Origin of the sequence: Limimaricola sp. AA108-03, from assembly GCF_050847355.1 — a bacterium.
GTDB lineage: Bacteria > Pseudomonadota > Alphaproteobacteria > Rhodobacterales > Rhodobacteraceae > Limimaricola.
In genome coordinates this window covers 139,509-152,079 of record NZ_CP193759.1, presented here as the reverse complement: position 1 = coordinate 152,079, position 12,571 = coordinate 139,509, and the positions used below count along the sequence as shown (strand labels likewise).

Genomic DNA, 12,571 nt, shown 5'->3' with positions numbered 1-12,571 from the left:
GAGACACCAATGGGTCGGCCCATTTCACTCGAAGAAGAGAAGGCCCGCGATGGGCTGGCCGCCCATCTGCATGGGTAATGCGTGCGGATGAACGCGGCGGATGGCGATCTCGAACTTGGGCGGCAGGCGCATATGACCTCGCTCGCCGGGATCGGCCCGGCTTGCCGGACCTGATCCCGGCGTCGCGCGGCCAGTGGCCATGCCCGAATTCCGAGGTGCCGGGACATTCCGACGCATGCGCTAGATCCTGACATCGAAGGGGGCGCGGCCCCGGCAGGGACAGGCAACAGGAAAGGCAGGCTCTTGAAACAGGTAACGAGCAAGGCGCCGGGCGGCCTCGACAACCTCGTGCTCGAGGAGGTGGCCGAACCGGCGGCACCCGGCCCGGGCGAGATCACCGTGCGCCTGCATGCCAGCTCGCTCAACTACCACGATTACCGGGGCTGCGCCGTCGAGGGGGCCTTGCCGGACGGGCGAATTCCGATGGCCGATGGCGCGGGCCGCGTCGAGGCGGTCGGCGAAGGCGTGGACGACTTCGCCGCCGGCGATTCCGTCGTGTCCTGCTTTTTCCCGGACTGGCAGGCGGGCGACGACCGGCCATTCGACTTTTCGGGCACCCCTGGAGACGGGCGTGACGGCTATGCGCGCGAACGCGTCACACTGCCCGCGAGCTGCTTCACCCATGCGCCCGAAGAATGGAGCCACGAGGAGGCGGCGACCATCACCACCGCCGGACTGACCGCTTGGCGCGCGCTGGTGGTCGATGCTGGGCTCAAGGCCGGCGACACGGTCGCCGTGCTCGGCACCGGCGGCGTGTCGATCTACGCGCTGCAACTGGCCAAGGCGATGGGCGCTAACGTGATCGCTACCTCCTCGTCGGATGCGAAGCTCGAGCGCCTGCGCGGGATGGGGGCGGATCACGTCATCAACTATCGCGAAACCCCCGAATGGGGCGAGGAAATGCGCCGCATGACCGGAGGCCGCGGCGTCGATATCGTGGTCGAGGTCGGCGGGCCTGCCACGCTCGCGCAATCCATCGTCGCCGGACGGCCCGGGGCGCATATCGCGCTGATCGGCGTGCTCACCGGTCGCGCCGGAGAGGTACCCACCGCCCTGCTGATGGCGCGCCAGCAACGCCTTCAGGGCCTGATCGTCGGCTCGCGCGCGCATCAGCTCGACTTCGTGAAGGCGCTCGACGCGTTGAAGCTGCGCCCGGTGATCGACCGCAGCTTCGAGCTGTCCGAACTCGCGCAAGCCTTTCGGTATCAGGAAAGCGGTGCGCATTTCGGCAAGATCTGCGTGACGATGTGAAGCGGGCTACATCGGCCTGCCGGCGCTTCGCGGCGATCTCCACCGGTTCGTGATTGTTCCGGGCTCTTCTGAGGGCCAATCGGCGGGCCGGGGACCTTCTCAGCAGCCGTCCTCATAGGGATCGTCCAGCGCCGGCAGCACCTTGCCCGTACATTCGCCGAAACCGACACGGTATCCGTCGCCCTGCGCATGGCCCCGGAACCTCAGCGTATCGCCATCCTCGATGAAACTGCGGGTCTGGTCACCGACGGCGATCGGCTCCCTGCCGCCCCAGCTTAGTTCGAGGAGCGCGCCGCGGCTCTCTCTGGCGGGCCCCGATATGGTGCCCGAACCCAGCAGGTCGCCGACCCGCATCGGGCAGCCCGAGGTGGTATGGTGCGCCAGTTGCTGCGCGGCGGAGTAGTACATCTCGCGGTAATTGGTCCGTGCGATGGTGACCGGCCCTGCGCCTTCGGGGGCGAGTTCGACCTTAAGCTCGATGTCGTAGAGCATCGGGCCCGGCTCCCGCAGATAGGGCAGAAGGTCGCGCTCGCGTTCGGGCGTCGACGTTCGAAACGGCGCCAGCGCTGCGGCGGTGACGATCCACGGGCTGATCGAGGTCGCCGTCGCCTTGCCTTGGAACGGGCCGAGCGGCTGGTACTCCCAAGCCTGGATGTCACGCGCCGACCAGTCGTTCAGCAGCACGTAGCCGAAGATCATCGCGTCGGCCTCTGCGACGCTCACCGCTCCGTTCGAGGGCTGGCCGAGGATCGCCCCCATCTCCAGTTCGAAGTCGAAACGCGCCGACGGCGCGAAGCGGGGAAGCGCGTCCTCCGGTCCCTTGATCTGGCCCCAGGGGCGACGGATCTCGGTGCCCGACACCACGACCGAGGAGGCGCGGCCATTGTAACCGATGGGCATCGACAACCAGTTTGGCGGCAAGGCGTTCTCGGCGCCGCGAAACATCGTGCCGACATTGGTGGCGTGATGGCGGCTGGCATAGAAATCCGTGAACTCGGCCACCGTGAAGGGCAAGTGCATGCGGGCCCCGGCCTGCGGCACCAGATGCGCGCGCAATGCCTCGACCTGCGACGCCCCCTCGGCCAACAGCTCCCTCAGCCGCGACCGGAGCGCCGCCCAAGCCTCGGCGCCAGCGGCCATGAGCGGGTTCCAAGTGGCCGCCTGCAACAGGGGGCCGCCTTGCAACGCGATGATCCCCGCACGCTCCAGCGCCGCGACGTCGAGGATCATGTCGCCGATCGCCACGCCGCAGCGCGGGCCCCCGCCCGGGGTCGAGAAGACGCCGTAGGGCAGGTTGTTGAGCGGGAAATCGGTCCCGGCCTCATTGGCGCTTTCGACCCAGCTTCTGTCGAGGCTCATCTCCCCTCCCCGCGTCCTTGTCGTGAGAGGGGGCTCAGTCCCATTTGCCTTCCGGCGTGCCGTCGAAATGCTTCTCGAGACTGTCCCAGCAGCCGATATAATCCTCCTGCAGCGGCGCCTCCTTCGCGGCGAACTCGGTCAGATGCTGCGGAAAGCGCGTCTCGAACATGAAGGACATGGTGTCCTCGAGCTTGCTCGGCCCGAGATCGGCATGGGTGGCCTTCTCGAAGGCCTCGTTGTCGGGCCCGTGCGGCAGCATCATGTTGTGCAGGCTCATGCCGCCCGGCACGAAGCCCTGCGGCTTGGCGTCGTACTGGCCGCGGATGTTGCCCATCAGCTCTGACATGACGTTCTTGTGGTACCAGGGCGGACGGAAGGTGTTCTCGGCCACCGACCATCGGTCGCGGAACAGCACGAAGTCGATATTGGCGGTACCCTCGACGCCCGACGGCGCGGTCAACACGGTGAAGATCGACGGGTCGGGATGGTCGAACAGCACCGCGCCGATCGGGCAGTAGCTCCGCAGATCGTATTTCACCGGCGCATAGTTTCCGTGCCAGGCCACCACGTCGAGTGGCGAATGCCCGATCTCGCAGCGGTGGAATTGGCCGCACCATTTCACGGTGACGGTCGAGGGCGTCTCGCGGTCCTCGAAGGCGGCGACTGGGGTCTTGAAATCTCGTCGGTTGGCCATGCAGTTGGCGCCGATCGGCCCGCGCCCGGGCAGCTGGAACTTCTGGCCGTAATTTTCGCATACGAAGCCGCGCGCCGGCCCCTCCAACAACTCCACCCGGTAGACCAGCCCGCGCGGCAGGATGGCGATCTCCTGCGGTTCGAGGTCGATCACGCCGAGCTCGGTGCAAAACCGCAGCCGCCCTTCCTGCGGCACCACCAGAAGCTCGCTGTCGGCGGAGTAGAAATAGGCGTCGACCATGCTTTGGGTGACGAGATAGATATGGCTCGCCATGCCGGTCTGCGTGTTCACGTCGCCCGCCGTGGTCATCGTGCGCATGCCGGTCAGCCAGTCGAGCGGCGTGTCGGAATGCGGCACCGGGTCCCAGCGGTACTGGCCCAGCGAGGTGACGTCGAGCATCACGTGCGGCGCCGATTTCCAGTAGGCCAGATCGATGCGCGCGAAACGGCCGGTGTGCTTCACCGACGGTCGGATGCGGTAGCACCAGGTCCGTTCGTTCTGATGGCTGGGCGCGGTGAAGGCGGTGCCCGAGAGCTGCTCACCGTAGAGACCATAGGCGCATTTCTGCGGGCTGTTCATGCCTTGCGGCAGCGCGCCGGGCAGCGCCTCGGTCTCGAAGTCGTTGCCGAAGCCCGGCATGTAGGATGGTCCCGCGCCGCCGTCGTTCGGCGCGCGCCTCATGTCTTGCGGAAGCTCGCCTGACGCCATCCTTCCCCTCCCCCTGATCGGCCCGAACGGGCCCGTTTCAAGTCGTGGCCAAGTTTCGTTGCGATTGCAATGATGTCAAGAAACATTGCAAATGAGAGGAAGCTGCGCGAGGGGGACGCACTCCCGCGACCGAGATGAGACGATGTCATGGACCACGACCTGCCCGATTTCGACTTGTCGCGCTTCCTGCCCTACCGGCTGTCCGTGGCGGGCGACCGGCTGAGTGCCGGGCTGGCGCGGCGCTACCGGGCGGAGTTCGGCATCTCGGTCGCCGAATGGCGGGTGCTGGTGCATGTCACCGACGCCGGGGAGGTCTCGATCCGGGATCTGGAGCGCCGGGTCAATCTGGAGAAGTCCAAGGCCAGCCGCGCCGCCACGCGGCTCGCGCAGGCGGGCTATATCCGCAAGGCCCCGAACCCTGCGGATCGGCGGCTCCTTTGCCTGTCGCTGAGCGAAAAGGGCCGCGAACTGATGTCCCGGCTTCTCCCCATCGCCTCGGCCTACCAGGCGCGGCTCGAAGAGATCATCGGCGACCGAATGAGCGAACTCGAAGCAGCGCTGGAGATCATGGTGACCTCCGAACTGGACTGACGCCGCTTGCTGCCCGGACGGTTCCACCCATGTCGGGCAGCCAAATCGCGGGGATGCAGGTGGCACCTCGATGCCACCACCGCTCCGTCGCCCCGGAGACTCGGTGATCGTAACGTGCCCGTTCCCGGTAGAGGTAGGTTGGTAACCGGAGCTTGGCCCTGTGACGCAGCGGTGAATCCAGACCTCAATCGCATGGGTATGACGGTGATCTGCCGAGGCGGCCGGCCCGGGGACTGCTTGTCGAATTTGGAGAAATTGCCAACTGAGTTCCCCTCTGACGGGTCCCGGCGAACCCTTTACCGTGCATGACCTAACGGAAGATCACCTTTGATGTGAATTGTCGTAGGGCTGTCATGCCGTTCTACTCAGCTACTGGGAGAGGGCCTCACTGGCCCGCTAGTCTGAGGATGATCCGATGAGCAGTTCGACCGAAAGCCCCGCACCGTCCGCGACCGAGGAAGATGACGCCGCCCGTATCGGCCTCGGGCAACGTCTTGGGAGCGCCCAGCTCGTCACAGCCCCCTACCCGCCGCTTGTCATCAACGAGGTCGATGCCGATACGGCGGGACCCGACACGCAGGAATTCGTCGAGATCTTCGACGGAGGCGCCGGAAACACCCCCCTCAACGGGCACGTGCTGGTCTTCTTCAACGGCGGCAACGCCGATAACGCATCCTACGAAACGATCGACCTGACCGGCTACAGCACGAACGCGGATGGCTATTTCGTCATCGGCAATGCGGGCGTTCCGAATGTGGGCCGGGTGTTCGCCTCGAACAGCCTTCAGAACGGGGCGGACGCGGTGGCGCTCTACCGGGCAGACCCGAGCGATTTTACCGACGGGACCGCGCCGACCACCCAAGGGCTCATCGACGCGGTGGTCTACGACACCGATGATGACGACGATGCCGAACTGCTCGCGGCGCTCGGGCAAAGCGTTCAGTGGAACGAAGACCAAAATGGCGACAAGGACGGGCATTCGAATGCCCGCGATCCCGGCGGCAGCGGGGAATTCATCGCGCAAGCCCCGACGCCGGGCGCGCCGAATGACGCCCCGCCGCCCGCGCCGGCCACCCCCCGCCAAGTCTACATCTCGGAAATCCAGGGCACGCCCGAAACCCAGTCCACCGCCAGCTTCGGCAATGACGGGACTTCGCCCCTGCTCGGCCAGAACGTTACGATCCAAGGGGTCGTCACCGCCACCTTTCCGGATCTAAAGGGCTTCTTCGTGCAGGAAGAGGCCTCGGACAGCGACGGCGACGATCAATCCTCGGAAGGAATCTTCGTCTACGCGCCCGGCGGCTTCACGCTGCGCGAAGGCTACCGCGTGTCGGTGACCGGCACGGTGGACGAGAATTTCGGGATGACCCAGATCGATGACGACAACGGGCTGCTCGCGATCGAAGTCATCGATGATGGTAACAATCTCGACCTGATCGACGTGCCCGTGATCGATCGCTCGGACTATGGCGGCAACGAAGAGATCACCGCGCTCGAACAGTTCGAGGGCATGAAGATCTCCTTCGCGCAGGAGATGGTCGTCTCGGAGTATTTCGAACTGGCGCGCTACGGGCAGGTGACCCTCTATGAAGGCGAGCGGCCCTACCAGTACACCCAGCTGAACGAGCCCGATGTCGCGGGATACGAGGCCCATCTCGACGCGCTCGCAAGCAGGCGCATCATCCTCGACGACGGCAATAATTTCCAGAACGCCGCCACCCCCGACGGTGCGATCTTCCATCCGCAGCCGGATGGTTTCGGCACCGGCACGCAGGGCGTGAACTTCTTTCGCGGCGGTGACGTGATCGAGGACCTGACCGGCGTGCTGCACTGGTCCTGGGCCGGATCGGGCGGCACCGATGCCTGGCGGCTGCGCCCGACCGAAGCCGATCCGGTCGAGTTCACGCCGAGCAACCTGCGCAGCGACGCACCGGCGGATGTCGGTGGTTCGCTGAAGGTGGGGTCGTTCAACGTGCTGAACTACTTCACCACGCTCGACGACGGCACCGGCCAGACCGCGACCGGGCAGAACCCGCGCGGGGCCCATAGCGCCGCCGAACTGCAGCGGCAGACCGACAAGATCGTCGAGGCGCTCGTTACCATGGATGCACAGGTGGTGGGCCTGCTGGAGATCGAGAACGACGAAGGTGCGGCCACGGCGGCGCTGGTCGAGGCGCTCAACGCGCGGCTCGGCACGGACAGCTACGCCTATGTCGATACCGGCATCATCGGCACCGACGCGATCAAGGTGGCGCTGATCTACGACCAGACGCAGGTCCGGCCGGTGGGTGACTTCGCGATCCTCGACGGTAGCGTCGATCCGCGCTTTCTCGACGGGGCGAACCGGCCCGCGCTGGCCCAGACCTTCGAGGAGATCGGCACCACCGGTACCTTCACCGCAGCGGTCAACCATCTCAAGTCCAAGGGCAGCGTCGCCAATGGCGACGTGGCGGCCGGGGATGGTGCCGGCAACAACGACCAGATCCGCACCGATGCGGCCGAGGCTCTGGTCGACTGGCTCGCAACCGATCCCACCGGTTCGGGCGACGCCGATTACATGATCCTCGGCGATCTGAACGCCTATGCGAAGGAAGACCCGATCGACGCGATCATCGAGGGCGCGGATGACAGCCTCGGCACCGAGGACGACTACGTCGATCTCCTCGCCGCGCATCAGGGCGAGGCGGCCTACAGCTATCTCTTTGACGGCCAGCTCGGCACGCTCGACTATGCGCTGGCGAACAAGGCATTGGCTTCGCAGGTCACGGGCGCGACGGCCTGGCACATCAACGCCGACGAGGTGCCGCTTTTCGACTACAACGACGACATACGCGATGCCGAGGAGCGGAGTTTCGAGGAGGAGCCTTCCGGCAACGACCTCTACGAGGCGAACGCCTTCCGCGCCTCGGACCACGATCCGCTGGTGGTCGGGCTCGATCTCGCGTCGAGCTTCAATTTCGTGGCCGGGCATGATCGCTTCGAGTTCCTGCGCGGCACGTCGGGGCGCGACCTGATCGAGAGCAAGGGGGGCTGGCTCGACATCGTGATCGGCGGCGGTGACGCCGATCGCTTCGTGTTCGGCGACGAAACGGCGAATGGTCGGCGCGAGCGCGAGGTGATCCTCGACTACGAAGCGGGTCTCGACGAGATCGACCTCGGCGGCGCGAGCATCCGCAAGGTTGCCGGGTTCGGCAACAACCTCCAGATCGAGCTCGACGGGGATCGCGACATGATCTTTCTCACCGGGGTGGGTGACATCGACGATGTCACCTTCCTGAATGCCGAAGGGCTGGCTTTCGTCTGATCCAGATGCCGCCGCGATCCCAGTATGGGGCCGCGGCGGCCCTCCCATATCGGTCGTGGCCCCGGGGCGAAGAGGCGTGGCGGAAAGCGCGTCATGGGTACGGCATCATGTCCGGCTATGGTCGCGACACTCTACCGGGCTGATCGCGGCGGCCCTCTCTAAGGCCGCCGCGCTTTGCATTACAGATAGCGGTTCACGAGGTTCTCGAGCCGCTCCTGTCGGCCCGAGCGCGGCTCGGGGTTGATCCCCTCGCTCTCGACCCGGGCCGCGATTTCCTCGAAGCCGCCCGCGAGCATGTCCTTGGCCTCCGGCGTATCCCAGCCCGCATACCGTGCCTCGCGCGCGGCCTCGAGCTTGCCATCCTCGAGCATCTTTGCCGCCGCCTTGAAGCCCGCCGCGCAGGCGTCCATGCCGCCGACATGGGCGAGGATCAGGTCTTCGGCGTCGAGCGACTGGCGCCGCAGCTTGGCGTCGAAATTGGTGCCGCCGGTGGTGAAGCCGCCGGCGCGCAGAACCTCGTAATAGGCCAGCGCCATCTCGGGCACGTTGTTCGGGAACTGGTCGGTGTCCCAGCCCGACTGGTAATCGTTGCGGTTCATATCGCTCGAGCCGAAGATCCCCAGCTCACGCGCCAGCGCCAGCTCGTGCTCGAAGCTGTGGCCGGCGAGGATCGCGTGGCCCTGCTCGATGTTGACCTTCACCTCACTCTCCAGCCCGAAGTCCTTGAGGAAGCCATAGACCGTCGCGACGTCGTAGTCGTATTGGTGCTTGGTCGGCTCCTGCGGCTTGGGCTCGATCAGGATGGTGCCATCGAAGCCGATCTTGCGGGCGTATTCGACGGCTTGTGTCAGGAACCGGCCCGCCTGCTGCCGCTCGCGCCCCATGTCGGTGTTGAGCAGCGTCTCGTAGCCCTCGCGCCCGCCCCAGAGCACATAGTTCTCGCCGCCGAGCTGATGCGTCGCGTCGATGCAGGACTTCACCGTTGCGGCGGCGAAGGCATAAACGTCCGGGTCGGGGTTGGTGGCCGCCCCCGACATGTAGCGGCGATGCGAGAACAGGTTCGCCGTGCCCCACAGGAGCTTCGTTCCCGTCGCCTCCATCTTGCCTTGGAAGTAGTCGGTGATCTCGCGCAGGTTGCGGGTGTTCTCTGCGAAGCTCGCGCCCTCGGGCCGCGCATCGACGTCGTGGAAGCAGAAATAGGGCGCGCCGAGGATCTCGAACATCTCGAAGGCCACGTCGGCCTTGAGCTTGGCCTTTTCCATCCCCTCGCCGAACCAGGGCCGATCGAAGGTCTGGCCGCCGAAGGGGTCACCCCCCTCCCAGGCGAAGCTGTGCCAGTAGGCGACCGAAAAACGCAGGTGGTCGCGCATCGGCTTGCCCATCACGACCTCGTCCGGATCGTAGTGCCGGAAGGCGAATTCATTATCGCTGTCGGGTCCCTCGTGGCGGATCTTGGGGATGTTCCTGAAGAAGTCGGTCATGTCGGTCTCGTTCCTCGCCTGCCGATCTGCCCCGTGGCGCAGGACTCGGCCCATCATTTCTGATTAACGTACATCAAAGAAGGCACCTCGCAAAGCCCGATCCGATCGCGGTACGGCTCAGGGCAGGTTGTCGCGCAGGAAGATTTCGGTGTGGATCAGCCCGGTCTCGGCATCGATCGGCATCGCCTCGATTAGGTTTCGGATGATGACGAGGGCGCTCGTCACCTCCTTGCGGATGTCCTGTTGCAGCACGGCGTCGAACACCCCGTCCTGCAAGGCCATGCGGGACTGGTCGGTCAATTCATGCACGACCACCATGGGTCGCGGGTCGGGCCCCGCACGATCCAGGGCGTCGCGCAGGCCGCGATTGCCGCCGCCGAGGCTGTAGATGCCGACGATATCAGTATGCTCCCGCAGCAGGTCGGTCAGAAGCCGGTCCACCCGCGCGGCCTCGTCGCCGCCCTCGATCGGGGGCAGCAGCTTCAACTCGGGAAACTCCGCATGCATGACCTGCTCGAAGCCGAGCCTGCGTTCGACATGATCGCGCACCAGCATCGAGCCCGCGACGATTGCGATGCGGCCGGGCCGACCGGCGCAGAACCTTCCCAGCAGCCCGGCGGCGGTGCGCCCGGCCGAGACGTTATCGATGCCCACGAAATGGCCGCGCGCCGAAGCCGAAAGGTCGGAGATCAAGGTCACCACCTGGATCCCGGCCGCGCGCAACTCCGAGACGGCCTGCCGGACCTCGGCCGACTCCGTGGCGACCATCACCACCCCATCGGCCTCCGTCTCTCTCGCCCGGCGCAACTCGGCCGCGAGTGCCCGGCCATCGAATGGCGGGACAAGCGATACGCCGATCTCGGTGCGATCGCGCAGCGCGATCCGCGCATGCGCTTCCAGCTCGGCCGCGAGGTTGCGCATAAAGCTGTTCGGGCCGTCGGGGATCACGAAGCGGATCTTGTAGATCCGCTTGCGCGACAGGTTCGCCGCCATCAGATCGCGCTCGTAGCCGAGCTGCTTCATCGCCGCGCGGACCCGCTCCTGCGTGGCCGCCCGCACCCCGTTGCGACCGTTCAGGACCCGGTCGACGGTGGAGAGGCTGACATTAGCCACGCGCGCCACGTCATGCACGGTCGGTCGCGACATATGACGGCCCTTCTGGATTGCTACGATACCCGGTTAAAGCAGCGCTGCGGGATCGACAACTTGGCGAGAGGTGCCAGCCGGAAACGACGCGGCGTTGCGGTCACCGCGCGCCATGCGCGCCGTCACCCCCGGCTCAAAGCCTTGAGCGCCGCGTAGCTCTCCTTGTAACGGCCATGCGCCTCCGAGAAGGCGCCAAACAGATCCCGCTCCGGTTCCACCACCCGCGAAATGGCGGGTGGCGTGGCGATCTCGGCGCCCTGCCCGCTCGCTGCCATCAGCCCGAGCCGCGCCGCGCCGAAGGCGCCGCCGAAATCCCCCGCGACCGGCAGATCGACCGGCATCTGGAGCGCGGTGGCAATCGCCTTCAGCCAGTATTCCGAGCGCGTGCCACCGCCGACGCCGATCAGGCGGTCGAAGCGGGTCCCGGTCGAGGCCAGCGCGTCGCGGCTGTCGCGGATCGCGAAGCTCACCCCCTCCAGCACCGCGCGGACCAGCGCCGCGCGATCCGTGTCGTGCCCCATATGCAGGAAGGAGGCGCGGACATGCGCATCGTTGTGCGGCGTCCGCTCGCCGCCGAGATAGGGCAGGAACAGCGTACGGGACGGCGCCTGCAGATCGCCCAGATCCGCGGTCAGCGCGGCGGCCGGACTCCCCAGCACGCCGGCAAACCAGTTCATCGCATCCGCCGCGGCGAGGATCACCCCCATCTGGTGCCAGCTCTCGGGCAGCGCGTGGCAGAAGCTGTGGACCGCGCTGGCGGCGTTCGGATGAAACCCGTCCGTCGCGGCGAAAAGCACGCCAGAGGTGCCGAGCGACACGAAGGCCGTGCCGGGCCTCACGACGCCCATGCCCACCGCCGAGGCCGCGTTGTCGCCACCGCCTCCGGCAACGACGACGTCCGAAGGCAGGCCCCAGCGTACAGCGAGTTCCGGGCGCAGCCGACCCGACACCTCGGAGCCCTCGACCAGCCGTGGCATCCGGCCCCGATCCAACCCCGTCGCCTCGAGCAGCGCCTCGGACCAGTCGCGCGCGGCGACGTCGAGCCAGCCGGTCCCGGCGGCATCCGACATCTCCGAGACATGCTCTCCGGTCAGCCAGAGGCGCAGGTAATCCTTGGGAAGCAGCACCTTGCTGATGTTTTCGAAGACCTGCGGCTCGTGGCGCCGCACCCAGGCGAGCTTGGGGGCAGTGAAGCCGGGGAAGACGACGTTCCCGGTGATCTCGCGAAACCGCGGATCGGCATCGAGCGCCGCGGCCTCAGCATGGCTACGGGTATCGTTCCACAGCATGCAGGGCCGCAGCACCCGGTCGGAGGCGTCGAGTAGCGTCGCGCCGTGCATCTGCCCCGACAGGCCGATGCCGCGCACCGCCTTGGCTTCGATCCTGTCCATAAGCGCGCCGATCGCGGATTCGGCCGCCGCAATCCAGGCCGCGGGATCCTGCTCGGACCAGCCGTCATGGGGCCGTGCGACCGAAAGCGCGGCGCTGCTTTCTGCCAGGATCGATTGATCCTCGGCGATGGCCAGCGCCTTCAGGCCCGAAGTGCCGAGATCGAGGCCGATCAGTATCATGACGACCTTCCTGCCCGGTAGCGTCTGTGCGAAAGGATGCGGCTCGACGCATGACGCATACGGATCGGCGGCGCCGTATACAAAACGGTATCCGCCTGCGCCGTTCTGTTGGCATCCATCGGCTGTTCCTCCCAAACCCCTGACCGGCCACGGCTTCGCGACAGGGCCATCCGCATATGAGTTACGTACATCAACCTGCATCTCCTGCAAAGCAGGATCTGGTGTTGCTGGACGTTAGCGATGCCATGCTCTCGAACCCTTCTGCTGCGGCTGCATGGTAGCTTGGGCCATCCCGGCACAAGCAACATTGATGCTGGAAGTGGAAGCAAGCTACTTCCGCCGCTGGAAATGGCAGTTGACGAATCTTTCCAGCATCTGCCTACATAGCAAACAAATGTTTAACTAT

General features: G+C 66.1%; 9 protein-coding genes. 3 read left to right on the top strand and 6 right to left on the bottom strand.

All coding sequences use genetic code 11. The features are described 5' to 3' along the window. Window positions 1–24: 24 nt before the first annotated feature. Window positions 25–201, bottom strand: a complete 177-nt coding sequence (locus ACRAQ3_RS18715; RefSeq protein WP_432256960.1) for a hypothetical protein — start codon at window positions 199–201, stop codon at window positions 25–27. 102 nt (window positions 202–303) lie between these two features. Between ACRAQ3_RS18715 and ACRAQ3_RS18710 the strand changes: the two genes are divergently transcribed. Next, on the top strand, window positions 304–1,311 hold the full coding sequence (locus tag ACRAQ3_RS18710) for a zinc-dependent alcohol dehydrogenase family protein (RefSeq protein ID WP_432256959.1): 1,008 nt from the start codon (window positions 304–306) through the stop codon (window positions 1,309–1,311). A gap of 99 nt (window positions 1,312–1,410) precedes the next feature. On the opposite strand, the gene fahA is transcribed toward ACRAQ3_RS18710, so the two are convergent. Next, entirely contained in the window at window positions 1,411–2,670 is a 1,260-nt protein-coding gene (gene fahA, locus ACRAQ3_RS18705; protein ID WP_432256958.1) for a fumarylacetoacetase, read from the bottom strand. Window positions 2,671–2,704: 34 nt separating this feature from the next. Next, window positions 2,705–4,045: a homogentisate 1,2-dioxygenase gene (gene hmgA / locus ACRAQ3_RS18700; protein ID WP_432256957.1), complete on the bottom strand. Its 1,341-nt coding sequence runs from the start codon at window positions 4,043–4,045 to the stop codon at window positions 2,705–2,707. A gap of 174 nt (window positions 4,046–4,219) precedes the next feature. Between hmgA and ACRAQ3_RS18695 the strand changes: the two genes are divergently transcribed. Together ACRAQ3_RS18695 and ACRAQ3_RS18690 are read left to right on the top strand one after the other, a co-directional pair. Further along, on the top strand, window positions 4,220–4,663 hold the full coding sequence (locus ACRAQ3_RS18695) for a MarR family winged helix-turn-helix transcriptional regulator (RefSeq protein WP_432256956.1): 444 nt from the start codon (window positions 4,220–4,222) through the stop codon (window positions 4,661–4,663). Window positions 4,664–5,078: 415 nt separating this feature from the next. After that, window positions 5,079–7,967 carry an ExeM/NucH family extracellular endonuclease gene (locus ACRAQ3_RS18690; RefSeq protein WP_432256955.1) on the top strand — a complete coding sequence of 963 codons (2,889 nt, stop codon included), beginning with the start codon at window positions 5,079–5,081 and terminating at the stop codon, window positions 7,965–7,967. A gap of 179 nt (window positions 7,968–8,146) precedes the next feature. On the opposite strand, the gene xylA is transcribed toward ACRAQ3_RS18690, so the two are convergent. The 3 genes from xylA to xylB form a co-directional block, all read right to left on the bottom strand. Next, window positions 8,147–9,448: a xylose isomerase gene (gene xylA, locus ACRAQ3_RS18685; protein WP_432256954.1), complete on the bottom strand. Its 1,302-nt coding sequence runs from the start codon at window positions 9,446–9,448 to the stop codon at window positions 8,147–8,149. Window positions 9,449–9,565: 117 nt separating this feature from the next. After that, the gene (locus ACRAQ3_RS18680; protein ID WP_432256953.1) at window positions 9,566–10,594 is read right to left on the bottom strand and encodes a LacI family DNA-binding transcriptional regulator; all 1,029 of its coding nucleotides are present in this window, start codon (window positions 10,592–10,594) and stop codon (window positions 9,566–9,568) included. Between the two features lie 122 nt (window positions 10,595–10,716). Then, entirely contained in the window at window positions 10,717–12,162 is a 1,446-nt protein-coding gene (xylB, locus tag ACRAQ3_RS18675) for a xylulokinase (protein WP_432256978.1), read from the bottom strand. Window positions 12,163–12,571: the final 409 nt, after the last annotated feature.